General features: G+C 71.9%; 18 protein-coding genes and 1 riboswitch. Of the genes, 11 read left to right on the top strand and 7 right to left on the bottom strand.

Annotated features, from left to right (window positions below):
• Nucleotides 1-27: 27 nt before the first annotated feature.
• On the top strand, nt 28-1,143 hold the full coding sequence (locus H4W31_RS05330; RefSeq protein ID WP_192765622.1) for an NAD(P)/FAD-dependent oxidoreductase: 1,116 nt from the start codon (nt 28-30) through the stop codon (nt 1,141-1,143).
• Between the two features lie 81 nt (nt 1,144-1,224).
• On the opposite strand, the gene H4W31_RS05325 is transcribed toward H4W31_RS05330, so the two are convergent.
• Nucleotides 1,225-2,877 carry a glycosyltransferase gene (locus tag H4W31_RS05325; protein WP_192765621.1) on the bottom strand — a complete coding sequence of 551 codons (1,653 nt, stop codon included), beginning with the start codon at nt 2,875-2,877 and terminating at the stop codon, nt 1,225-1,227.
• Nucleotides 2,878-3,033: 156 nt separating this feature from the next.
• On the opposite strand from H4W31_RS05325, the gene H4W31_RS05320 reads away from it, so the two are divergent.
• The 6 genes from H4W31_RS05320 (at nt 3,034) to H4W31_RS05295 (ending at nt 12,458) form a co-directional block, all read left to right on the top strand.
• Entirely contained in the window at nt 3,034-5,268 is a 2,235-nt protein-coding gene (locus tag H4W31_RS05320) for a glycosyltransferase family 2 protein (RefSeq protein ID WP_192765620.1), read from the top strand.
• Nucleotides 5,269-5,425: 157 nt separating this feature from the next.
• Entirely contained in the window at nt 5,426-6,739 is a 1,314-nt protein-coding gene (locus H4W31_RS05315) for an ABC transporter ATP-binding protein (protein ID WP_192771861.1), read from the top strand.
• Nucleotides 6,740-6,904: 165 nt separating this feature from the next.
• Entirely contained in the window at nt 6,905-7,369 is a 465-nt protein-coding gene (locus tag H4W31_RS05310; RefSeq protein WP_192765619.1) for a DUF4442 domain-containing protein, read from the top strand.
• Between the two features lie 302 nt (nt 7,370-7,671).
• On the top strand, nt 7,672-9,198 hold the full coding sequence (locus H4W31_RS05305) for a multicopper oxidase family protein (protein ID WP_192765618.1): 1,527 nt from the start codon (nt 7,672-7,674) through the stop codon (nt 9,196-9,198).
• A 126-nt stretch (nt 9,199-9,324) separates the two neighbouring features.
• Nucleotides 9,325-10,089, top strand: a complete 765-nt coding sequence (locus H4W31_RS05300; RefSeq protein ID WP_192765617.1) for a beta-phosphoglucomutase family hydrolase — start codon at nt 9,325-9,327, stop codon at nt 10,087-10,089.
• Nucleotides 10,086-12,458 (top strand): glycoside hydrolase family 65 protein, encoded by a 2,373-nt coding sequence (locus H4W31_RS05295; protein ID WP_192765616.1) that lies wholly within the window; start codon nt 10,086-10,088, stop codon nt 12,456-12,458. Before H4W31_RS05300 ends, H4W31_RS05295 begins: the two co-directional genes overlap by 4 nt.
• Before the next feature lie 37 nt (nt 12,459-12,495).
• On the opposite strand, the gene H4W31_RS05290 is transcribed toward H4W31_RS05295, so the two are convergent.
• The gene (locus H4W31_RS05290; RefSeq protein WP_192765615.1) at nt 12,496-13,521 is read right to left on the bottom strand and encodes a coiled-coil domain-containing protein; all 1,026 of its coding nucleotides are present in this window, start codon (nt 13,519-13,521) and stop codon (nt 12,496-12,498) included.
• 3 nt (nt 13,522-13,524) lie between these two features.
• A riboswitch (cyclic di-AMP (ydaO/yuaA leader) is annotated at nt 13,525-13,655 on the bottom strand.
• A 99-nt stretch (nt 13,656-13,754) separates the two neighbouring features.
• Nucleotides 13,755-13,958, bottom strand: a complete 204-nt coding sequence (locus tag H4W31_RS05285; RefSeq protein WP_192765614.1) for a hypothetical protein — start codon at nt 13,956-13,958, stop codon at nt 13,755-13,757.
• Nucleotides 13,959-14,198: 240 nt separating this feature from the next.
• On the opposite strand from H4W31_RS05285, the gene H4W31_RS05280 reads away from it, so the two are divergent.
• Nucleotides 14,199-14,864: a dienelactone hydrolase family protein gene (locus H4W31_RS05280; RefSeq protein ID WP_192765613.1), complete on the top strand. Its 666-nt coding sequence runs from the start codon at nt 14,199-14,201 to the stop codon at nt 14,862-14,864.
• Between the two features lie 39 nt (nt 14,865-14,903).
• Complete coding sequence (locus H4W31_RS05275) at nt 14,904-15,596, top strand: TIGR04222 domain-containing membrane protein (protein WP_192765612.1); 693 nt, start codon at nt 14,904-14,906, stop codon at nt 15,594-15,596.
• Between the two features lie 5 nt (nt 15,597-15,601).
• Here the strand turns inward: H4W31_RS05275 and H4W31_RS05270 are convergent, their stop codons facing one another.
• The 3 genes from H4W31_RS05270 to H4W31_RS05260 are packed head-to-tail and all read right to left on the bottom strand — an operon-like array spanning nt 15,602 to nt 18,291.
• A complete protein-coding gene (locus tag H4W31_RS05270; protein WP_192771860.1) occupies nt 15,602-16,396 on the bottom strand; it encodes an FAD:protein FMN transferase in 795 nt (264 codons plus the stop codon).
• Nucleotides 16,397-16,436: 40 nt separating this feature from the next.
• On the bottom strand, nt 16,437-16,931 hold the full coding sequence (locus tag H4W31_RS44130) for an FMN-binding protein (RefSeq protein ID WP_192765611.1): 495 nt from the start codon (nt 16,929-16,931) through the stop codon (nt 16,437-16,439).
• Nucleotides 16,932-16,965: 34 nt separating this feature from the next.
• The gene (locus H4W31_RS05260) at nt 16,966-18,291 is read right to left on the bottom strand and encodes a ferredoxin reductase family protein (RefSeq protein WP_318783034.1); all 1,326 of its coding nucleotides are present in this window, start codon (nt 18,289-18,291) and stop codon (nt 16,966-16,968) included.
• 810 nt (nt 18,292-19,101) lie between these two features.
• Here H4W31_RS05260 and H4W31_RS05255 point away from each other — a divergent pair.
• Entirely contained in the window at nt 19,102-22,281 is a 3,180-nt protein-coding gene (locus H4W31_RS05255; protein WP_192765609.1) for an AfsR/SARP family transcriptional regulator, read from the top strand.
• 37 nt (nt 22,282-22,318) lie between these two features.
• Nucleotides 22,319-22,711 carry a hypothetical protein gene (locus H4W31_RS05250; protein ID WP_192765608.1) on the top strand — a complete coding sequence of 131 codons (393 nt, stop codon included), beginning with the start codon at nt 22,319-22,321 and terminating at the stop codon, nt 22,709-22,711.
• Nucleotides 22,712-22,810: 99 nt separating this feature from the next.
• On the opposite strand, the gene H4W31_RS05245 is transcribed toward H4W31_RS05250, so the two are convergent.
• Nucleotides 22,811-23,515 carry a cytidylate kinase family protein gene (locus H4W31_RS05245; RefSeq protein WP_192765607.1) on the bottom strand — a complete coding sequence of 235 codons (705 nt, stop codon included), beginning with the start codon at nt 23,513-23,515 and terminating at the stop codon, nt 22,811-22,813.
• Between the last annotated feature and the right edge of the window lie 323 nt (nt 23,516-23,838).

The raw sequence follows: 23,838 nt of genomic DNA, 5'->3' as shown, positions 1-23,838 counted from the left end.
CTTCTACTTTCCGTACGAGGAGATTTCATGGCTGAGCACACTGACCCCCGGCCCAGCGTGGTGGTCGTGGGTGGCGGATACGGCGGGATCAACGCCGCCAAGGCCCTGGACGAGGTCGCCGAGGTGACCCTGGTCGACCCGACCGAGGCGTTCACGCACAACGTGGCGGCCTGGCGGGCGCTGGTAGAGCCGGAGTGGCTGGACCGGATCTTCATGCCGTACGACCGGCTGCTCAAGCACGGGCGCTTCGTACGGGACCGGGCGGTGGCGGTCGACGGTCGGCGGGTCACCCTGGCCTCCGGCGTACGGCTGGAGCCGGACTACCTGATCCTGGCCACCGGTTCGTCCTACCCGTTCCCGGCGAAGGTCGACGAGATCACCGTCGACACCGCGCGGGCCCGGTTCCGGGAGGCGCACTCGGTCCTGCTCGACGCCGAGCGGGTACTGCTGATCGGCGCCGGCCCGTCCGGCCTGGAGCTGGCCGGTGAGATCAAGTCGTTCTATCCGGACAAGCACGTGACGATCGCGGACGTCTCCCCGGACATCCTGCCCGGCCCGTTCGACCAGGAACTCCGGGACGAGCTGCGTCGCCAGCTCGACAAGCTTGGCGTCGAACTCGCGCTCGGCAGCCCGCTGCGGGCGCTGCCCGACGCCGCGCCGGCCACCCGGGCACCGATCTCGGTGCAGACCGAGGCGGGCGAGGAGTTGACCGCCGACGTCTGGTACCGGTGCTTCGGGGTCGCCCCGGCCAGCGACTACCTGAACGGCCCGATGGCACAGGTGCGGGACGAGAAGGGCTACCTGCGGGTCGACGGGCAGTTGCGGATCGTCGGCCAGGACCGGGTCTACGCGATCGGCGACGTCTCCGACGCGGACTACAACATGGCCGGCCGGGCCGGGGCCCAGGCGGAGGTCGTGGCGGCCAACATCAAGGCCACGATCACCGGCGAGGGCGAGGTCGGCGAGTACCAGCCGATGCCGCCGGTCATCCTGGTGCCGCTCGGGCCGGAGGGCGGCGCCGGACAGCTTCCGGGAATGGACGGCATCGCCGGTCCGGAACTCGCCGCCGAGTACAAGGGCCGGAACCTGCTCTCCGAGAGGTTCAGCGTGCTGTTCGACGCCGACCCCGCCGAGGGCCGCTGACGGTTGTCCAGCCCGATCGGTCGTACACACGTTCTATCCACAGGCTGTGGATAGAACGTGTGTACGACGGTGGACCGTGCTTCAGTCGGCGGTCGGGGGCGGTCGGCGTACCCGCTGGCGGACCCGGTCGGCGGCCAGTCCGGCGTACCGGCCGGCGACGAACCGGGTGGCGTTGGCGAGGGACCGGATCCCGCCGACCGGGATCGTCTCAACCCCGAGCGTCGCCGCCCGCCGGGACCGCTTCGCGGGCCGGACCACCAGGCGGGGGCGCGGCGCCACCCACTGGTTCTCCGGCAACAGCCGCAGGTCGAGTACGCCGAAGTCGTTCCCGCTGACCCAGCGCCGGCCGGCCACCTCGGCCACCACCTCGTCGAGCTGCTCGCCGGGTCGGCGGACCCGTCGGGCCCGGGACAGTGCCGAGGTGCGCCAGAGCGACATCCCGTCCTCGGGCGAGACCGCCCCGGGCGGCAGCAGCCGGACCAGGCCGACCTGCCACTGGTCGGCGACCGCCACCAGCCGCCGCACGCTGTCCGCGTCGACGCCGAGATGCGGGGCGAGTTGCAGCAGGTACGGCGCCGGAAACGCGGTCTCCGGAGCCTGTCCGGCCAGTTGCACCCGGGGCTCGGACCGGTAGGTGGCGGCGAGGAGCCGGCGGTCCAACAGGGGATCGGCGAGCACCGAACGGCGGTCGTCGGACAGCTCCGCCCAGTCGGCCACCAGCAACACCCGCAGGTCGGTCTGGTCGCCGGCCAGCAACCGGTCGACACACGTCCGGACCAACTCGTACGGGCCGCCGGCCGGCACCACCGCGACGACCAGCGGTACGGCCCAGCCTCGGTGTGCGGCCGGCCGGAGATAACGGGGCTGCGGCATCAGGTCGGCCAGGAACGGGCGGTTGTACCGGCGCAGCGACTCGCCCCTGGTCATCATGTGCGACGGCCCCAGGTGCCAGCTCCGGGCCCGGGGCTCGGGCACGAACACGGCACCCGCCTGGGCGAGCCGGTAGCCGAACTCGGTGTCCTCGCCGAGCCGCAACTCGGGGTTCAGTCCGCCGGTCTCCTCGTACAGCGACCGGGGAAGTGCGGCGGTGGCACCCACGTGCGCCCGGAAGTTGAGATGGTCCCCGGCCCGGAGCTGGTCGGTGTCGTCGATCAGCCGCTCGACGTACTCGTGTGGCTCGGTCTCCTCGAACCGGAAGAGCCGGTCGACGGTGCCGGCGGCGCAACACTGGGCGACCTGCTCCGGATCGGGCCAGTCGGCGTCGGTGAAGCGCTTGTATCCCAGCGTCACCGCCTCGTCGCTGACGTGCTGCCAGCGGGCCTGCGCCGCGACGTGTTCGGGAAAGACGACCATGTCCGCGTCGAGCCAGTGCAGGATCTCGCCGCCGCTGTTGCGCGCCCCGAGGTCCAGTGCGGCGGACCGTCCCCAGCCGGCGGAGTGGTCGGCCATCCGTACGACGCGGCAGTTCTCCGGCCGGATGGCCGGCAGGGTCAGGGGTGGATCGCTGCCGTCGTCGACCACCACCACCTCGAACAGCTCCGCCGGATAGGTCTGGTGGCGCAGCGCGGCCAGGGTGAGGTCGAGGGAGCGTTGGCAGTTGTGGGCCGGAATGACCAGCGAGACCGACCGGGTCGGTCGCCAGTCGTCCAGGTCGGGCGGGCGCAGTGGACTCCAGTCGTTCCGGAACAACCGGACCTGGGAACGGGCCGCCGTGGCCCGGGCGCGACTGGACACGCGGCACAGTGTAGTCATCCGATCGCCCAGTGCTGATATTCGACGCGACATGCGTGCGATGTCCGATGAAATCGCCACGGGATGCGGCTACGGTAAGTGTCTTCGCGATTGCGACACGTAGCCTGAGGTTCGTCCTCAGTCGATGGAGGGATCGACGTGCCAGGCAGCGAACGCCCGGAGAAGTACCTCCGTTGGCGGGTCCGGATCGGTGATCCGGCTGACCGGCGGCACCGACGGTGGCCGCTCGCCCTGCTCGGTTCCGGCCTGACCGAGTTGCCGGACGACGGTGGCTCCGGTCTGACCGAGCTGCCGGACGACGGCACCGCGCCGGGACTGCCGGAGCGGGGAACCCGGACCGGACCGCCGGGAAGCCGTCCCGGGCGGGCCGGGCGTCGCCGGGGACCGGTCGGGCCGTGGCACCAGGTCTTCGTCGGCCGGATGGTCGTCACCGCCGGCTCGGTGGACCGGCTGCGACGGCTGCTCGACCATCCGGTCTCGCTGGCCCGGGTACGCCGGGTCACCGTCGTGGTGCAGGAGTGGCAGATCCCCCAGCGCGGCTGGTCCGGGCGGTTGGGTCCACTGCCGCACCTGCTCACCCAGCGGGTCCGTACACCCCGGGACGACCGGGGCCGGGTGGTGGTCGAGATCGAGGTCAGGTGGTCCGTCCCACTCCGCTCGGTGCTGGTCGCCGTCCTGCCGCTGCTTCTTCCGGTACGCCCGATGCCGACGCCGGGTGGTCCCGAGGTGACCGCCCAGGACGTCTTCCCCGAGTGGCTGGGCGCGGGCCCCCGCCTCGACGCGATCGCCGGTGAACTGCCCGGCAGCGACGACATCCGCCCGTACGACATCGTGCTCCGGCCGGGCGACGCCGCACCGGGTACGGCGGGCGGCGCGACCGGTCCGTCGTACCGGGAGGTGTGCACCGTCGACCGGTACGGTGCCGCGTCCCCGGTCGGCGACGGGTTCGGCGTGGGCCGGACGTCGGTGCTGCTGGACCTCGAACACGCCGTACCCGTCGGTCGTTACGGACCCTTCGGTCCCGCCGCGCCCCGAGCGGAGTTGACCTTTCCCTCCGATCCGGACGGTCGGGGTTGGCGGATCGTCGGCCCGGACGGGCTCGACCGTGGCGGCCGGCTGGACCGGCGGTGGCCGGCCGAGGAGGTCCGGGCGGCACTCGACGGGATCGGCGTGCTCGACTGCCGGGCGATTCCGGGGCGGTACCCGGAGGCGGAGGCGGCGCTGCTGCTGCACCTCGTGCTGGCCGGCGTACTGGTCCACGCGCCGGAACTGCCGCCGGCCTGTGCCGCGCACCTGGCCGACGAGCTGGTCGAACTGCTCGCCGGGCCGCTGCCCGACCGGCCCGGTCCGGCGCCCGCCCGGTACGCGGACCTGGACTGGGAGGCACGGGCGGTACGCCAGCGTCGTGCCGCGATGCGCCGGCACGGCCGCGAGTTCGCGCTGCCCCGGCTGACGGTGGACGCCTTTCCGGGCTTCGGGCGGCTGCCCTCGGTCTCCGCCCTGCTGGTCACCCGTCGGTTGGCGTACGTCCTCGACGCGGTCGCCGCGATCGAGGCGCAGAGCTATCCCGAGCTGGAGATCGTGCTCTGCCTGCACGGCGTGGGCCTGCCGGCCGACCTGCGTACCCGGCTGGCGCGCTGCACCCGACAACTGGAGATCGTCGAGGTGCCGGCCGGGCAGAGTTTCGGCGAGGCGGTCGGCGCGGCCACCGCCCGGGCCCGGGGCAGCCTGGTGACCAAGTTCGACGATGACGACACGTACGGACCGGAGCACGTCTGGGACCTGGTGCTCGCCCGGCACCACTCCGGGGCGACGCTGGTCGGCAAGCCGGCCGAGTTCGTCTACGTGGAGACCCTGGGCACCACGGTCCGGCGGGACGCGGGGGCGCCGGAGAGCTTCGCCCCGGTCGTCGCCGGCGGCACGATGCTGATCGGCCGGGGTGACCTGGAGGAGGTCGGCGGCTGGCGGCCGGTGCCCCGATCGGTCGACCGGGGACTGATCGACCGGGTCCGGCGGGCCGGTGGACTGATCTACCGGACCCATCCGCTCGGCTACGTCTACCAGCGACGGTCGGCCGGACACACCTGGGATCCGGGGCTGGAGTACTTCCTGCGGGACGCCGGCGCGCAGTGGTCCGGCCTGCCCCGGCACGCTGAGTTCGGCACCGCGTCGGTCCGGGAGAGCACACCGGATCTCGCCACCGCCGGTCCGGCCGGTCCGCTGCCGTCCGGTCGTGGCCCGGCCGGACCCGTGCTGACCCGCGCGGATTCGTCCCGGCCGCCCCGGGGTGGCTTCCCGGCGTCGCCCGGTGCCGACGACGACGTCCCGCGGCGTCGGGGTGGCAGCACGGTCGGTCACTGTCGACTACTCTGAGGTCCGCCGGCCCTGGCACAGGGCGCGTCGCCTGTCGCACCGAGTCTGGTAACCGTCATGTCACAACGTGAACATGGCACGTTTACCCGATGGGCTTAGGCCATGATCCTAGTCACAGTCATTCCGGGGCCGGCCATTAAGCTGCGGGGAGGTGACGGTGACCACCGTCGCGCTCAAAGACGTCACGAAGGTGTTCCCGGACGGGACAGTGGCGGTCGACAAGGTGAGTCTCGACGTCAACGACGGCGAGTTCATGGTGCTGCTCGGCCCCTCGGGCTGCGGAAAGTCCACCGTGCTCCGGATGGTCGCCGGGCTGGAGGATCCGACCAGTGGCGCCGTGCTGCTCGATGGCGAACTCGCCAACGACCTGCCGCCGCGCGAACGCGGGATCGCGATGGTGTTCCAGGATTTCGCGTTGTATCCGCACATGTCCGTCGGGGCGAACATAGCCTTTCCGCTCCGATTGTCGGGAGTGGAGGAAGGACCGCGTGGCGAACGGGTGGCCGACGTGGCGAGCGCGTTGGGCATCGGCGACGTACTCGGGCGCAAGCCCAGCCAGCTCTCCGGCGGTCAGCGGCAGCGGGTCGCGATGGGCCGGGCGATCGTCCGGCGCCCCGGGCTCTTCCTGATGGACGAGCCATTGTCCAACCTGGACAGCGGACTGCGGGCGGAGCTGCGCGCCGAGATCTCCGGACTGGTCCGCGAACTCGGGGTGAGCACGGTCTACGTCACCCACGACCAGGCCGAGGCGCTGACCATGGCGGACCGCGTCGCGATCATGCGGAAGGGCGTACTCCAGGACGTCGGCACGCCGACCCAGGTATACGGCCGACCGGCGACCCTGTACGTCGCCGCGTTCCTCGGCAGTCCCAGGATGAACCTGCTGGAGGCCACGGTCTACGTGCACCTGGACCGGTACGTCACGCTCAACCTCGGAGAGCAGGCGCTCTACCTGCCCTGGGACGACATCCGGGCGCGGGCGGTGGCGCACTACCACGGTGAGCGGATCGTGCTCGGGATGCGCGCGGAGGCGTTGACCCCGGTGGCGCCGGACACCCCGGGGGACGTACTCCAGGGGCGGATCCGCTATCTGGAGCATCACGGACACGAGTCCCTGGCGTTCCTCGACATCGGTGCGACCGCGATCGTCGTCGACGATCTCGGCGGCCCGGTGACCGAGGAGCGGTCCGCCGGTGCGGGCCGGGGGCTCCGTCGACTGGGGCAGGTGATGCAGCGGCTGACCGGCCGGGCGACCGGCGGTTCGGGGCAACCGGCACCCGAGGACCGGGGTGGGCGTACCAGTGTTCTGAACGATCCGGGGCGGCACCATCGGCGACCGGCCGAACTGGCGGTACGGCTCGCCCCGTACCCGGCCGTCACCACGGGCCACCCGATGGCGGTCTCGGTACGGATGGACGCGGTGCACTTCTTCGACGAGCGGGGCGACCGGATCGACGTGGGATGGCGCTGACCCACCCGGTCGGTGCGCCGGCTCGGCTGCGCACCCCGGGAAGCCCGCTCGGGTGCGGTCGGGGCTTGCCGGGGTGAGTTCCCAGTTCGGTCGGGGCTTGCCGGGGTGAGCTCCCAGTTCGGTGGAGGCTTGCCGGGGTAAGTTACCAGCGAGTAGCGTACGGCCATGTCTCCCGACGCGCGGCAGATCGCCGCTGGCCTGCTCGGCTCGGTACCGTTCGCCCGGACCCTCGGCTTCGAACTCGTCGAGGTGACCCCGGACGAGACCGGTGGGGTACGCGCCGTCGTCCGGCTGCCCGACTCGCCACCGGCCCACAACCATGTCGGCGGTCCGCACGCCGGCGCGTTGTTCACGCTCGGCGAGACCGCCTCCGGTGCGGTCGTACTCGGCACGTTCGGCCAGCTCTTCGACCGCGCCGTGCCGCTGGCGGCGCAGGCCGAGATCCGTTACCGGCGACTGGCGATGGGCGCGGTGCGGGCGACCGCCCGGCTGGGTCGCCCGGCCGCCGAGGTGATCGCCGAGTTCGAGGCCGGGACCCGGCCGGAGTTCCCGGTGTCGGTCGAGATCGGCACCGAGGACGGCGAGGTGACCACCGAGATGACGGTGCTCTGGACGCTGAAGCGCCGGTAGTTCCTCGCCCGTCTCGCGGTCGTCCGCCGTCCCGCTGTCGCCGCCGTCCCGCTGTCGCCGGTGGGCCGCCGCGCCGGGTCAGCTCCCTTCCCGCCGCCGTCGGCAGACCGCCGCGCCGGGTCGTCCGCCCACGCGGTGGCTGGCCCGGCCGATCTGTGCGCCGGTCGCTGCCGGGGGGCGACCCTGGGCCCCGGGTACGGGTCCCCCTGAGCCGTCCCTGAGTTCCGCCGTCCGGCATGGACGCCGCCCCGATATGAAGGCACGCTACATGTAGCTGTCGGAGCTATCGGGAGGTGTCGGAAATGGCCGGCGAGGGATCGCGGCGTTGGACGAGAGTGCTGGTCGGAGTGCTCTCCGGGGTACTGCTGCTCTGCGGCGGTGGCGTCGCGCTGGGCACCTGGGCGTGGACCGGCACCGTCGTCGACACCACCGGGAAGGTCGACTTCGTCCACCGACTGGCCGTACCGCCACTGGCCGAGTCCAGGATCGACGCCCAGGGCCGGCGGGTGTTCGACCTGCGCGCGCAGACCGGCGGGCGCGACCTCGGCCAGGGCGGCCAGACCCGTACCTGGGGCTACAACGGCGACTACCTGGGCCCGACGCTGCGGGCGAAGCGCGGCGAGAAGGTACTGGTGAACGTCGTCAACGGACTGGACCGTCCGACCAGCGTGCACTGGCACGGCATGCACCTGCCGGCGGTGATGGACGGCGGGCCGCACCAGATGGTCCGGCCGGGCGCGACCTGGTCGCCGCACTGGACCGTCGACCAACCCGCCGCCACCCTCTGGTACCACCCGCACCCGCACGGCGAGACCGAGCAGCACGTCTACCGGGGACTGGCCGGGATGTTCATCCTGGACGACGAGCCGTCGGCGGCGCTGGCGCTACCCCGGCGGTACGGCGTCGACGACATCCCGGTGATCGTGCAGGACCGCCGGTTCGACTCCGACGGGCAGTTCGACGACGGCCGGAGCCTGCTCGGCGGGGTCGGCATCCTCGGCGACACGCTGCTGGTCAACGGCACCGTCGGGCCGTACCTCGACGTCAGCACGGAACGGGTCCGGCTGCGGCTGCTCAACGGCTCCAACGCCAGGTCGTACGACTTCGGGTTCGCCGACGGCCGTGGCTTCGCCCTGATCGGCACCGACGGCGGGCTGCTCGCCAGCCCGCACCAGACCGGCCGGATCCGGCTCTCCCCAGGCGAGCGGGCCGAAATCGTGGTGACGATGCGGCCGGCCGAGCGGGTCGTGCTGCGCAGCTACCCGCCGAACGCGGGCGTCGACTTCTTCAGCAGCAGGTTCAGCGGCGGAGACGACTCCTTCGACGTGCTGGAACTGCGCGCCGCCGGTGAGCTCGCGCCGACGCCCGAGGTGCCGGCCCGGCTCGTCCCGATCGACCGGCTGGACCCGGCGACGGCGGCCACCACCCGCCGGTTCCAACTCTCGGACCGGAAGATCAACGGCCGGGCGATGGACCCGGGGCGGATCGACTTCGCGGTCACCCGGGACACCACCGAGATCTGGGAAATCGCCAAACAGGACGGTACGCCGCACAACCTGCACGTACACGACGTGCAGTTCCAGGTGCTCTCGGTGGACGGCCGGGAGCCGCCGCCCGAGCTGCGGGGCTGGAAGGACACCGTGCTGGTGACGGCGAACCGCCCGATCCGGATCATCGCCCGGTTCGCCGACTACGCCGACCCGAACATCCCGTACATGTTCCACTGTCACCTGCTCTACCACGAGGACCAGGGAATGATGGGCCAGTTCGTCGTGGTCGAACCGGGCCAGTCGCCGGGCCGCCCGCCCGCCCACAGCGGGCACGGCTAGGCAGGGGTGTTAGGAAGGGGCCCTTCTTCTACAGAAAACGATAGGAAGGGGCCCTTCCTTTCCGCTCCGGCGTGGCCCGGGGGCTTAACCGTGCCGGTTGGTGGCGGTGCGGATAGGTTGTTAGGCGTGTTGGGGCTACCCGCGCAGGTGACCGCCTGCCTGTTCGACCTGGACGGTGTGCTGACCCAGACCGCCCGGGTGCACAACGCGGCCTGGGCGGAGACGTTCGACGACTTCCTCCGGCGGCGCGCGGCGGAGACCGGCGAGCCGTTCCGGGCGTACGACCCGGGGGACGACTACAACCGGTACGTCGATGGTCGGCCCCGTGCCGATGGCGTACGCACCTTCCTCGCCTCCCGGCAGATCGTCCTGCCCGAGGGGCAACCCGACGACCCGCCGACCGCCGAGACGGTCCACGGGGTGGGCAACCGGAAGAACGTGCTGCTGCTCCAGGTGATCCGGCGGGACGGCGTGCAGGCGTACCAGGGATCGGTGGACTACCTGCACGCGGCGGCGGCGGCCGGACTGCGCCGGGCGGTCGTCTCGGCCAGCGCCAACGCCGGTGACGTGATCGCGGCGGCCGGGTTCGCGCCGATGGTGGAGGTCCGGGTGGACGGTGTGGTGGCCCGGGAACGGTCGTTGCGCGGCAAGCCCCACCCGGACACCTTCCTGGCCGCCGCCGAACAACTCGGGGTACGCCCCGAGCAGGCGGCGGTGTTCGAGGACGCGCTGGCCGGGGTCGAGGCGGGTCGGGCCGGGAAGTTCGGCTTCGTGGTCGGGGTGGACCGGGTCGGCCAGGCCGACGCGCTGCGCGAACACGGGGCCGACGTGGTGGTCCAGGACCTGTCCGAGCTGCTGCCCGGGCCACGGACCGAAGGCGGAAACAGATGATCCGGGAACGGGCGTATCCGGTCGAGCCGTGGCACGTCCGGGAGACCCGGCTCGACCTGGACGTGCTGGCCCAGTCCGAGTCGGTGTTCGCACTCTCCAACGGACACATCGGGCTGCGCGGCAACCTGGACGAGGGCGAGCCGCACGGCCTGCCCGGGACCTACCTGAACTCCTTCTACGAGCTGCGCCCGCTGCCGTACGCCGAGGCCGGGTACGGCTTCCCCGAGTCCGGTCAGACGCTGGTCAACGTCACCAACGGCAAGCCGATCCGGCTGCTCGTCGACGACGAACCGTTCGACGTCCGGTACGGCGAACTGCTGCACCACGAGCGGGTGCTCGACCTGCGGGCCGGCACCCTGCAACGGTCGGTCGAGTGGCGCTCGCCGGCCGGTCGTACGGTGCGGATCTGCAGCACCCGGCTGGTGTCGTTCACCCAGCGCTCGATAGCGGCGATCGAGTACCGGGTGGAGCCGGTCGACGGTCCGATGCGGCTGATCGTGCAGTCGGAACTGGTCGCCAACGAGCAACTGCCGACGCAGAGCCGCGATCCCCGGGTGGCGGCGGTACTGGAGTCGCCGTTGCAGGCCGAGGAACGCCTGGTGAACAGCGACGGTGCCCTGCTGGTCCACCGCACCAAGGCGAGCGGGCTGCGGCTGGCCGTCTCGATGAGCCACGAGGTGCACGGGCCGGAGCGCAAGGTGGTGGGCAACGAGGCGTACGAGGACTGGGCCCGGACCACCGTCACCTGCGTACTCAAGCCGGGCGAGCGGCTGCGGGTGGTCAAGTACGTCGCGTACGGCTGGTCGAGCCGGCGGTCCCGGCCGGGGCTGCGCGATCAGGTCGCCGCGGCGCTGGCCGGCGCCCGGTTCTCCGGCTGGGACGGGCTCTGCGCCGAGCAACGCGGCTACCTCGACACCTTCTGGAACGACTCCGACGTGCAGGTGGAGGGCGACCCGGAGGTGCAGCAGGCGGTCCGGTTCGGGCTCTTCCACGTGCTCCAGGCCGGCGCCCGGGCTGAGCTGCGACCGATCGCCGCCAAGGGCCTGACCGGACCGGGCTACGACGGCCACGCGTTCTGGGACACCGAGACCTTCGTGCTGCCGGTGCTGACGTACACCCTGCCGTCGGCGGTCGCCTCGGCGCTGCGCTGGCGGCACTCCACGCTGCACCTGGCCCAGGAGCGGGCCCGGACGCTCGGGCTACAGGGCGCCGCCTTCCCCTGGCGGACCATCCGGGGCCAGGAGACCTCCGCGTACTGGCCGGCCGGCACGGCGGGTTTCCACATCGCGGCCGACATCGCCGACGCGGTACGCCGGTACGTGCAGGCCACCGGGGACGAGCAGTTCGAGCGGGAGGCCGGGCTCGAACTGCTGGTGGAGACCGCCCGGCTCTGGCGCTCGCTCGGCCACCACGACCGGCACGGCAAGTTCCACCTGGACGGGGTGACCGGTCCGGACGAGTACACCGCCGTGAAGAACGACAACGTCTACACCAACCTGATGGCCCAGCGGAACCTGCTGGCCGCCGCCGAGGCCGTCGCCCGGCACGCCGAGCAGGCGTACCGGTTGGGCGTCGACGACGAGGAGACCGCCGCCTGGCGGGACGCCGCGAACGACATGCACGTCCCGTACGACCCGGAGCTCGGGGTGCATCCGCAGGTGGAGGGGTTCACCCGGTTCCAGGAGTGGGACTTCGCCGGTACGCCACCGGAGCAGTACCCGTTGCTGCTCAACTACCCGTACTTCGACCTGTACCGGAAACAGGTGATCAAGCAGGCCGACCTGGTGTTGGCGATGCACTGGCGCGGGGACGCGTTCACCGACGAGGAGAAGGCGGCGAACTTCGCCTACTACGAGCGGCGTACGGTCCGCGACTCGTCGCTGTCGGCGTGCACCCAGGCGGTGCTGGCGGCCGAGGTCGGGCACCTGGAGCTGGCGCACGACTATCTGGGCGAGGCGGCCCTGATGGACCTGCACGACCTGAACCAGAACACCCGGGACGGCGTACACGTCGCCTCGCTGGCCGGCGCCTGGATCGCCCTGGTGGCCGGGTTCGGCGGGCTGCGGGACCACACCGAAACCCTCTCCTTCACCCCTCGACTGCCGAGCCGGATCGACCGGTTGGAGTTCTCGCTCCGCTGGCGTGGCGTGCACCTGCGGGTGGACGTGCGGTCGGACGCGGCGACGTACGTGCTGCGGGACGGTGACCCCGACGACGTCATGGAGCTGCTGCACCACGGTGAGCTGCTGCGGGTCACCTGCGACAATCCGGTGACCCGGCCGGTGCCGCCGATCGAATCGTCCGGACCACAACCGGCGCAGCCGGCCGGTCGGGCACCCGTGCGGCGGACCCCGGAGCGCGAGCCGTAGGCCGACCGGCCGGACCGCCGGCCAGGGCGAGAACGCCCTAGAGCAGCGACAGGTGTACGTGGTTCGTGTGGTCGCTGGACGCGTCGCCGTGCGCACCGCCGTACGACTTCCAACCGGTCGTCGGCAGCCAGATCTGCCGGTACCAGATGACGTAGAGCACGCCCAGCCGGTCGGCGTTGCGGACGAAGAAGGCGGCGAGGTTGTTGCCGTACGTCCGGTCGGGTCCCTTGGCGTTCCCGCCGAACCCGCCGGCCTGGGCGGAGAAGTCGCAGGCCCGACCCTTGGGGTGCTCGTACGGCCCACCAGAGCGGTAGCACGAGGTGAACCGGGTGAAGCCGGCTCGGCGGGCCTCGTTGAACGCGTGCAGCGTCCGTGGGCTGACGCAGCCCGGGGTGGTCGGATCGGGCCGGTTGCAGGACTGCGGCGGCCAGGAGCCGTCTCCGTTGCGCGGCGCCGACCGGGCGACCGGTGAGCTGGCGACGACGAAGCCGCCGGTCGAGGCGCCGCCGACCAGGGCCAGCGCCCGCTCGGCCGCCTGCTTCTGCCGGAGCATGATGGTGAGCTGCTTGCGTTCCTCGACGACCTCGGCGTCGAGCGCCAGTTTCGCCCGGGCGGCCCGGTCCCGGGCCTGGCCCAGCCGGCGCAGCGTGTCGTTGTCCCGCCGGGCGACGGTCTCCAGCCCCCGGGCGCGCTCCAGGAACTCGTCGGCCGATCCGGCGTGCAGCAGCGCCAGCACCGGGCCGATCCGACCGGTCTGGTACGCGTTGCGGGCGACCAGCTCGATCTGCGGCCGCAGTTCGGCTATCCGGGTCTCGACGCGGACGAGTTCGGCGGCCAGCTTCGCCTGCCGGGCCTTGGCGTTGGCCAGTGCGTTACTGGCCTGCACGTAGCCCCGTCCGGTGGACCCGAGCACGTCGCGGAGCAGCGGGGTGCCGCCCTCGTCACCGAGGGCGGCGGGGTCCAGGGCCGCCGCGCCGGGTCGGCCTCCCGGTCCGGCGAGCGCACCGACCACCGCGAGCAGTGCCAGGACCAGCGGTAACCGCCGACGTCTGGATCCCGTCATGCATGTCCCTCCGTCGGCCGCCTACCGAGTTAGCTGACGGGTTCGGGACGGAACAAGTCCCTACCGCGGTCGCGGACTCACCCCACCTACCTGGGTCCCCGGCTCACCCGAGGGTGATTCGGCGGCGGTCGCGCCGGCACGGAGGGGACGCCACCGGGCGAAACCGGGGTCAGCCTACCGGACTAACCACCCCATTGCGGTGGAAGTCGCGCCGATCGGGTTGGAAATTCCAGCTAACGGTCGCGCGGGTCCTCGGTGTACCGGTCGCCGCTGGAGGGCAGTCCGGTCGAGTCGCGCGGCGGCATCCGGCGCGGGTCGTCGATCGTCCTCGCCTTGGCCGCCTCGTCCGTCCACTCGCTCAGATCGGGCGTCCGCTCCCCGACCTCAGTGGCGCTGGTCTGGGAAGACTTCGACTTGCCGGATTTCTGGCGGCCCATAACATCCCTCACCTTCGTCTGCCGGCTGGCACATCGTCCATCCGGTGGCTGGTCGGGCGTAGTAGCGGCCTTCCCCGGGTCCATCCCGGCAAACCCGACGGCCGGCGGCCCCGGCGCGGGCCGAGCACGGCACGTCGCGGGGTTGACCCCGCCGCCGCAGGGTAGGCCGACACCGGAGGCCGGTCCCGGCGTACCGCCGCAGGGAGCGTCCGGCCCGCGACAGGCAGGGGAGGCAGCCGGATGGACACCCGGACGACCGAGACCACGATCCCGACCGGGGGCGTCGAGCTGACCGGTGACCTGGTTGTCCCGGCCGGCGCGCGCGGGATCGTACTGTTCGCGCACGGCAGCGGAAGCTCCCGGCACAGCCCCCGCAACCGGCTGGTCGCCGACGCGCTGGGCCGGGCGTCCCTGGCCACCCTGCTGGTGGACCTGCTGACCCGGGACGAGGAGGCGGTCGACGACCGGACCGGCGAGCTGCGGTTTGACATCGGCCTGCTCACCGGCCGGCTCGTGGGCATCGTCGACTGGTTGGGCAGCGGCGCCCCGGCCGGGCCGCTGCCGATCGGACTCTTCGGTGCCAGTACCGGCGCCGCCGCCGCGCTGGCCGCCGCCGCGTCCCGACCGGATCAGGTGCACGCGGTCGTCTCCCGGGGCGGACGCCCGGACCTGGCCGGTCCGGACCTGACCCGGGTACGGGCCAGCACACTGCTGCTGGTCGGCGGGCTCGACGACGAGGTGCTCCGACTCAACGAGCAGGCGCTCGCCGCGCTGGACAGCCCCGCGGAGCTGCGGGTCGTACCCGGTGCCACCCATCTGTTCGCCGAGGCCGGCACCCTGGAACAGGTGGCCCGGGAGGCGGCGGAGTGGTTCGGCGCCCACCTGCCCGGCGGTCCGGCGAGGTAGCCGACAAACCAGGTGCGCGGGGGTTCCATACTGGAAGGTATGACGGATCCATCGGACGCCAGCACGACGGACCTCGGCTACCTGAGCGGTGGCGCGTGGGCCGCCGTCCGGACCGCGCTGGTCAAGCTGCACGTCCGGGGTCTGGTGGTGGCCGACCGCCCCGGTGGGCTCCGGCGGACCGGCGTCCTGCCGGCCGGCGTCGAGCCGCTGGAACGTGCGCTGTTCGGCGCGCTCTACGGCTCGATGGCACCGCGCGAGGTGGCCAACCAGCACCGGGTCCGGCGGGCCCTGGCCGAGCAGCGCGAGGGCCTGATCGGGCTCGGCCTGCTCCGCCCGGCCTGGCACCGGTTCCTGCTGCCGGCGATGCTGGTGCTGGTGCCGCCGATGCTGGTCACCCGGCTGGTCGCCGGTGACCTGGTCGGCGTCGGCACCGGACTGGTCATGGTGCTGGCGTTCGGTGGAATCGCCAGCTGGTTCCTGCCCCGCCGGACCGTGAGCGGTGCCCGGCTGCTCCGCGCCGCCCACCGCCAGCATCCGTTTCCCACCGGCGAGCGGACGCTGGAACCGGGGCTGGCGGCGGCGCTGTACGGCACCGAGGGGTTGCTGACCACGGTGCCGCAGTTCGCCCGGGAGGGCGGCCTGCTCGGCGGCGGTCGCTGGTCACGCTTCCTCGGCGACCCGCGGCTGGACGGCTCCCCATTGGCGGCCGACGGCGTCACCGGCCACGCCTGAGGGCGCTACCCGATCCTCGGTACGGGCTGGTCCGCCAGGTCGGACCGGCCCGGCAGCGGTGCCGGTCCCGCCGGTTCGCCCGGCAGCACCGGAAAGCCGTCCGAGCGGTAACTCAGCTCGTCGGAGGTGACGATGCCGACCTCGTAGCCGGGCAGTTCGGCCAGCCAACGCAGCCCCGACCGCCCCATCGCCACCCCGGCGGTGGCGTACGCGTCGGCCCGGCCGAGATCCTTGCCGACCACGGTCACCGAGGTCAGCCCGGTGGCCGGCTCGCCCCGGTACGGGTCGATGACGTGGAATCCCCGCTCGTAGGTGCCGGAGGTCGCGATCGCGAAGTCGGTGCTGCCCAGCACCCAGCAGACCTTGTCCGGCTGCCACGGGTGCCGGACCCCGATCCGCCACGGCTCACCGGGACGGGGGCCGCCATGGGCCCGGATGTCCCCACCAGCGTTGATCCAGTGCGAGCGACAGCCGGCGGCGAGCAGCCGGTCCGAGGCCACCTGCACCGACCAGCCCTTCACGAAACCGGACGGATCGAACCGCCCGGTCGCGTACGCGTCGAAGTAGCCGTCGGTGTCCCGCCACAGGTCCGCACAGGCCTCGACGACCAGCCGCAGGTCGGCGGAGCCGTCCGCGAGGGCGAGTTCACCCCGGTCGAACCGGTTGACCTCGCTGTCCTCCTTGTAGGTGCTGAACCGCTGGTCCACCTCGCGGAACCAGTCGAAGGTCTGCTCGGCCAACTCCTCCAGCCGGCGTGCCGGAAGTGGGTCGGTGAGCTGCACACTGATCGGCGTACCCATGATCTGCTCGACCCGGCGCAGCCCTGCGGCACCCATCGGCTCAGGCCTTCGCCTTGTCGAGCGCCGACTGCAACGACGCCTTGTACGCGGCACTGGTCAGGCTGGCCCCGGAGACCGTGGTTATCTTGGCGGCGCTCTGCGCGGCGAGCACCTGCTGGCGCAGCTTCGGAATCGCGTTCTCGTTGATCCCGGCGCTGGTCGGGTCCTCGTCCGGGTAGCTGGCGTCGACGTCCGACACCTTGCCGGCCTTGACGGTGATGGTGACCTTGATGGTGCCGTAGTCGTACTTGGCGTTGGCTCCGGCGAAGGTGCCGTCGACCAGTCCACTCGCCGGCGGCTTCTTCGCGGGCGGCGGGGTGGTCTTCTTGCCGGCCGGGGCCTTGGCGGTCGCCGTGGGGGTGGCGGCGGTCTCGTCGGCGGTCTCCTCCAGCGCGACCTGGGTGTCGGCACCTGAGGTCGGGGTGCCGAGCTTGGCACCGATCAGCAGGACGGTGCCGATGGCGGTACCGAGTACGGCGAACGCGGCGCGACGCACGGGATCTACCTCCGTAGGGGGTGGGGCGGAAGGATCAGAATTCGAACGGGTCGAGATGCATCTGTCGACGCGGGACCCGGAGCTTGCGCATGGTACGCATCGACACGTCCACCAGGCCGGGAGGTCCACAGAGGTAGATGTCCCGCCGACGTACGTCCGGGACGAGTTCCCGCATGCCCTTGGCGGTGAAGAGGTGCCGGGGTGCCGGGTCCTCCCGGGAACCGATGACGTACCAGACCTGGGCGTTGCGGGCCCGGGCCAGCCAGTCCAGCTCGTCCCGGAACAGCAGCTCGTCCTCGCTGCGGGACCGGTAGATCACCACGGTGTGCTCGGGCAGGTCCTCCAGCAGGGCCCGGATCGGCGCGATGCCACTGCCACCGGCGATGAGCAGGGCCCTGGGCCGGATCGCACGGTCGGCGGTGAACACCCCGGACGGCCCCTCGGCGAAGATCCGGGTGCCGGGCTCCAGGTACTGGAGGGACTCGGTGTGGTCGCCGACCACCTTGACGGTCAACCGCAGCCACTGCTCGTTCGGGGCCGCCGAGAGCGAGAACGGGTGCGCCTGCCACCAGCCGCCCTTGGTCAGGAACCGCCAGCGGAAGTACTGCCCCGCCCGGGCGTCGAGCTCGTCGAGCCGATTTCCGGAGATGTAGATCGACACCATGTCCGGTGCCTCCGGGACGACGTCCTCGACCCGCAGCCGGTGCCGCATGTTGAAGGCGATCGGCGAGATGATCCGTCCCCAGAGGACGCACCCGATGACGAAGAAGTACAGGCCGGCCCAGAAGTACCGGCCGAAGCCGGGCTTGGACAGCTCCTGCCCGGCGGCGAACTGGTGGCCGTAGCCGAACAGCAGCACGAGGTAGGTGCTCAGGTGCAGGTAGTACCAGAGCTCGTAGTTCATCATCCGGCGGATCGCCCGGATGGCGAGCAGCGCGATCCCGATCAGGATGCCGGTGGCCAACGTCGCGCTGAGCATGTCCTCGTACGTGTTCAGCAGCCGCCAGGTGCCGGCCACCACCGGCTCGTTGGTGAGCTTGCTGTAGCCGACGGCGATCAGTCCGGCGTGGGCGAGGATGGCCAGGAGCAGGAAGGCGCCGAGTTCCCGGTGCCAGATGAGCAGCGAGTGCGCCCCGATCCAGCGTTCCAGCCAGCGTACCCGGCTCATCAGCAGCACCTGGGCGAGCAGCAGGAAGCCGCCGACCATGCCGGTGAGCCGGCCACCGGCGATCAGGATGTCGGCGGTGGTTCTGATCGACTCGGACGGCGTGTTCAGCCACCACAGCTCGACACTGGTGGCCAGCGCCGACCAGAAGACGATGTGGAAGAAGAGCCGACCACTGCGGTCGTACGGCTCCACCTCCGCGGTCTCCCGGTGGCGGGCATCCAGGCCACCGCCGGGCCCGGGACGGTGGTCCGGGGCGTCCTGGGCGTACGAACGCGGCTCGCGGCTCCGCTCCGTCGTCGACCACCCGCCACCCGGGCGGGGTGGTTCGGGCGATGGGTACGGCTCGAATTCGGGGTCGCGGCTCCGTCCCCCCGCCGGCCGGTCGTAGGGATCTTCGGACGACACCTTTGGCAGCAGACCCGTCACCCACTCGGTGAGCGGCTCCGCCGTATCGACATCCCGACGACGAGTCACGGACAAGGTGTACAGGTTTACCGCGCGGGATACCAGTCTGAGCGGCCCGCTTAGCCGAGTCTTAAGAATCGCTTCGTAGACGGCTAAGGAACCCGGGCCAAAACGGCGGGAAAATCCGGGGCGCGATCGTGGTCAGATCCGGGCCGCAGCCGTTGCCAGATCCGGGCCGGAACCGTTGAGGGATCCGGGCTGCGGCGGCTGCGGAGAGTGGGGCCGCGCGGTGCCGCCCGGGCCTGCGCCCGGTCGGTCACCACGCCCCCCGTTGACCTGGCGGCCCGCCCCCCGACGGGCCGCCCAACCCAACCGGCCGGGGCCGCCGCGAGGGCGGTCCCGCCTCCCCGTTGTTCGGTTCCGCCCCCGTCGGCCGACCCGTCCCCCGTGTGGGCCTCTAGCAGCTTGGGCAGGCCCGCCACACAGTCACCACACGGGTACGCCAGCCGCCCGGCTCCGACGGGTCGGATCCCTGTTCGGGCCCGTAGTACGGTTCCATGTCCGTGATTTGCCGACGGCGGTGCGGGGAGACGGCGAGTGAAGTTCGGGGTTCTCGGACCACTGCGGGTCTGCGCGGACACCGGCGCCGAACTGGTGTTGCGCAGTCGGCACCAGCGGACGGTGCTCGGCGTTCTGCTGGTCGGCGCCGGAGAGGTGGTGACGGTCGACCGCCTCGTGGAAGCATTGTGGACGGACCGACCACCGGCCTCGTACGCGTCGAACCTCCAGACGTACGTTTCCCGGTTGCGGGACCGGTTGCCGGGCGTGGTCATCGAACACCGCAGCGACGGCTATCTGCTCCGGGTCGACACCGACGACGTCGACGTGCTGGTGTTCCGGCGCGAGGTCGCCATCGGGCGGGCGGCATTAGCGGCGGGCGATCCGGTCACCGCGGCGGAGCGGTTCCGGCGCGGGCTCCGGCAGTGGCGGGGACGGCCGTTGGCCGATCTGTCGGTGCCGACCCTGGAGCCCGAACTCGCCCGCTGGGAGCTGGAGCGGGTCGGTGCACAGGAGGACTGTGTGGACGCCGACCTCGCCGCCGACGCCGACCTCGCTCCGGTGCTCGCCGAGTTGCACCGGCTGGTGACCGAACAGCCGCTGCGGGAGAGGCCGCACGGGCAGTTGATGGTCGCGCTGTGCCGGGCCGGTCGCCGGGCCGAGGCGCTGGCGGCCTATCAGCACGCCCGCGAGACGCTGGTGACGGAGCTGGGTATCGAGCCGGGCGCGCAGCTTCGCGGGCTGCACCAGGCGGTCCTGCGCGGCGAGGAGCCCTCCATCTCCCGCCCGAACCGGTCCGGGGCGGTCGCCCGGTCACCGTTTCCGGTCTGCCAGCTGCCTCCGGCACTGTCGGGGTTCGTCGGCCGTACCGGCAGCCTGCACCGGATCGAGGAACTGCTGCGGGCGGATGCCGGCGGCGTACCGGTGGTGGCGGTGTCGGGTCAGCCCGGGGTGGGCAAGAGCGCCCTGGCGGTGGTGACGGCGCACCGGCTCCGGGCCCGGTTCCCGGACGGGCAGCTTTTCGTCAACCTCACCGGCGCCTCGGCCGCGCCCCGGGATCCCGCCGCCGTCCTGGCCGACCTGCTGCGGGTGTTGGGCGTACCCGGATCGGCCCTGCCGCAGAACCTCTCCGCCCTCGCCGCGGCCTACCGGGCCCGGCTCGCCGACCGGCGGGTGCTCGTCGTGCTGGACGACGCCGCGACCGCCGCGCAGGTCCGGCCCCTGTTGCCGGGTACGCCGGGCAGCGCCGTGCTGACCACGAGCCGTCGCCGGTTGAGTGGCCTGATCGACGCCCGGCACCTGCCGATCGGTCCTCTCACCGACGAGGAGGCGCGGGCGCTGCTGGCCCACGTCGTCGGATCGGACCGGGTGGCGGAGGAGCCCGGCCAGGCGGCCCGGATCGCCGCTGCGTGCGGCAACCTTCCGCTCGCGGTACGGATTGCGGGTACTCGGCTCGTCACCCGATCCTGGCCGTTGGCGATCCTGGCGGACCGGCTCGACGACGAACGGCAGCGCCTCGACGAACTGGCCGCCGGTGACCAGCAGGTACGGGCCAGCCTCGCGCTCAGTGTGCAGGCGCTCCCGCCGGCAACCCGGGAGGCGTTCGGCCTGCTCGGCTCGCTCGGGCCGGTCAGCTTCGCGTCCTGGGCGGTCGCCGAACTGCTCGACCACGCCGACGTCGACCGGGTCCTCGACGAACTGGTAGAGGCCAGCCTGCTGGAGGTGGACCGTTCGGTGCCCGGCGCCGAGCCGCGTTACCGCCTGCACGATCTGCTGCGCGTCTACGCCGAGGAACTCGCCGGCACGGACGGGTCGCACCGGCAGGCTTCGGCTGTGGGGGACGGGTCGGCTTCGGCCGCGGGAGACCGGCCGGCTTCGGCTGCTGAGAACCGGTCGGCTTCGGCTGTGGGGGACCGGTCGGCGACCCGGGACGGTGTGGGGGACGGGCGGCGGTCGCGGGCCCGGCGTCGCGTGCTGGCGGCGGCCATCGCCCTCGCGGGAATCGCCGCCCGTGGGTTGCCCCGGACCCTGACCTGGGCCCGGCTGGAGGAACCGCCGGAGCCGGTCCGGTCCCGCCAGAACGTCACCGAGCGGATCGCCGTCGATCCGGTCGGCTGGCTCACGGCCGAACTCGACTTCCTGCTCGGTCTGCTCGGCCAGGCGTGGGACGGTGCCGCCGACCGGGAGGCGATCGTGCTCGCCAGGCGGCTCGCGCCCTTCCTCTGGGTGCACGGCCACTGGACGAAGTTGCAGGTCGTGCAGCGGCTGGCCCGACAGGCGGCCGAGCGGTGCGGCGACGATCGGACGGTCGCGCGTACCGAGTTCGTCACCGGGGTGCTGCGGCTGGCCCGGGGCGACCTGCTCGGCGCGGCCGAGCGGTTGAGCAGCGGACGGGCCCGGTTCGAGCGGCTCGACGACCGGCACGGCCTGGCCTGCCTGCTCAGTGACCAGGCGGTGCTGCACGACTATCAGAACCAGGCCGAGGACGCCGCGCGGACGGCCGGACGGGCGGTCGAGTTGTTCCGGGCCGAGGGGGATCCGCTGGGTGCCCTGCTGGCCGCCCCGGTCCTCTCCGCCGCCTACCGGGGGCTGGGTCGGCTCGACGAGGCCCTGGAGGTGGACCGGGCGGCGGTGGAGGAGGCCGGTGAACTGGGCGCTGCGGAGATCGTCACGGCGCGGTGCCTGAACGCGCTCGCGGTGACCCGGTTGCTGCGCGGCGAGCCGTCGCTGGCGTACGCCGCCGCCGAGCGGGCGGTGGACCTGCTCCGGACCGTGGGCGACCGGTACGTGCTGTTGGCGGCGCTGCGTCATCTCGCCTCGGCAGCGGTCTGCCTGGGCCGGCGGGCGGAGGCGGTGCACCGGCTCCAGCAGAGCCACGACCTGGCGGTGCAGTTGGGCGACCGGCCGTGGGCCACCGGACTGGCCCGGGACCTCGCGGTCAGTTGGATCGGCGAGGGGCGGGCCGAGGCCGCCGTCGAGGTACTGCGCCGCTGCGCCGGGACCTTCGAGGAGATGAGCATGCCGTCGGCGCGGGCGGCGACCCTCGCCATGCTGGCCCGGGCGTACGACGAGGTCGGTAACGCCGACGCCGCGCGGGACGCCCGGTTCTGGGCGGACATTCTCAGCGATCCCCGGGACACCCGTACGCCCGCGCTGGCGAGCATCGTGCTGCGGCTGGCCGACGCACCCGGTCTGGTGGGCAGCGCGGGACCGTCCTGAGCGCCGGATCGGCGTACCGGCCGGTGCGGAGATCAGGATGCGGTACCTAGTCCTACAGTGGGGCGACATGGGGATGTACGCGTCGGCCCGCGGCTGGCTGCAGCTCGACTTCAAACAGCGCAGCACCGCTGAAGGGATCGTCCGGCGGCACCATCACAATCTCTACTCCGGTGGCTGGGCCTTTCCGGCAGCGCCGTTCAACTGGACGCTGTACCTCTTCTACGGCGGTGACATCCGCGAAGCTGAGCTGCCCTGGCTTCGTGAACAGGTCACCGAGCTGGCCGGGATGCCGCCGGTCGACGATGACGGTGATCGCCCTGTCGGACTGTTCCTGATCACCGACGAACGCGGCGGGGCCGCCGTGTGGCGGGTCCGTGATGGGTCCATGGACGAACGGCCAGCGACGTCCCTGTCGTGGCTCGGCGAGTAGTCCACCATCAGCGAGTGTGACGGGATGCGCTTGGTGAGGCATTCCTGGATGCCGGTTGTCAGGCGCCTGGGCCTTGTAATCGCCGACGGATGATCCGGGTCAATTCCTGTGTACCGATCCGTGCGGTCTGACTTCCCAGGCGGGCTGCTGGAGCTCGTCGTTGTTCACGATGATGTCCGCGTGGTCGGTCGGGCGGGCCTGCGTGAAGTAGAGCTGCTGGGAGGGGATGTAGCGGTTGCGCCAGGACCGCTCGATCTCGGTTGTGTCGGCGGCGAGTCCGGCGAGTGCCGTGCCTCGGGCCTGGGCGCGATCCAGTGTCCGATCGAACGTGACGGACATGAAGATGCTCAGGTCCCATCGGTTGATCAGCTCTGGACGTAGGAGGAAGACGCCGTCGAAGAGCAGCACGGCGTCCGCGGGGGCCGTGGCGACTGGGAGGGACAGTGTGGTGTCCGTTTCCCGGTGGTAGACCGCTGTCCGGAACCTTCGGTCTCCGTCCGGGCCCAGCGGATCGAGCAGCACCTGACACATGGCGTCGCGGTTGTGGGCATCGAAGTAGCAGCCCTCTGCCGAGTACTGGCCGCGTCGATAGCGCTGTGCCCGGGGGAAGAGAAAGCCCTCGATCGTCGCGCGGATGACTTCGCGACCCTGCGTGTGGAGGACGACTTCGAGTTCGTCTGCCAGCGTGGTCTTGCCGGCGGCCGGCGGCCCGTCGATGGCGACCCGTAGCGGGTGGTTGGTCGTGGCGGACCCGATCTCCTCGGCCAGCCGGCCAAGGAGATCGTCGCGGGTGCCGTGTTCCATCGTCTGCCCCTATCCGTGCGCCTAGCGCACTGCATTTCAAGTATCGGACCGATATATCGAGACGATACATGGAGTTGAGGCTCTTGTTCCCGCAGTGATCGATGTCCGCTGTGCGCAGCAGCTGGCGGCTCCAAGTCGTGATTGGTGCACCAGGTCAGGTAGACGCGCAGGTCGGACTGGGTGTGTAGGCGCGTGTCACCGCACTACCGGCCCAGGTATGCGGCTACCACCGCACGGAGAATGACACGATCAGCGGAGGCGGGACTGGGGCCAGAGGCGTGATAGGTAGTTACACCTCACTGTGCGTGACCACACATAGTCAA

Source organism: Plantactinospora soyae (genome assembly GCF_014874095.1).
Classification (GTDB): domain Bacteria; phylum Actinomycetota; class Actinomycetes; order Mycobacteriales; family Micromonosporaceae; genus Plantactinospora; species Plantactinospora soyae.
This window is presented reverse-complemented; position numbering and strand designations above follow the sequence as displayed.

Coding starts and splice junctions, on each gene's coding strand:
- H4W31_RS05330 (WP_192765622.1), top strand. CDS start 28: ATGGCTGAGCACACTGACCCCCGGCCCAGCGTGGTGGTCGTGGGTGGC.
- H4W31_RS05310 (WP_192765619.1), top strand. CDS start 6,905: ATGTCTCCCGACGCGCGGCAGATCGCCGCTGGCCTGCTCGGCTCGGTA.
- H4W31_RS05305 (WP_192765618.1), top strand. CDS start 7,672: ATGGCCGGCGAGGGATCGCGGCGTTGGACGAGAGTGCTGGTCGGAGTG.
- H4W31_RS05295 (WP_192765616.1), top strand. CDS start 10,086: ATGATCCGGGAACGGGCGTATCCGGTCGAGCCGTGGCACGTCCGGGAG.
- H4W31_RS05290 (WP_192765615.1), bottom strand. CDS start 13,521: ATGACGGGATCCAGACGTCGGCGGTTACCGCTGGTCCTGGCACTGCTC.
- H4W31_RS05285 (WP_192765614.1), bottom strand. CDS start 13,958: ATGGGCCGCCAGAAATCCGGCAAGTCGAAGTCTTCCCAGACCAGCGCC.
- H4W31_RS05280 (WP_192765613.1), top strand. CDS start 14,199: ATGGACACCCGGACGACCGAGACCACGATCCCGACCGGGGGCGTCGAG.
- H4W31_RS05275 (WP_192765612.1), top strand. CDS start 14,904: ATGACGGATCCATCGGACGCCAGCACGACGGACCTCGGCTACCTGAGC.
- H4W31_RS05270 (WP_192771860.1), bottom strand. CDS start 16,396: ATGGGTACGCCGATCAGTGTGCAGCTCACCGACCCACTTCCGGCACGC.
- H4W31_RS05250 (WP_192765608.1), top strand. CDS start 22,319: ATGCGGTACCTAGTCCTACAGTGGGGCGACATGGGGATGTACGCGTCG.
- H4W31_RS05245 (WP_192765607.1), bottom strand. CDS start 23,515: ATGGAACACGGCACCCGCGACGATCTCCTTGGCCGGCTGGCCGAGGAG.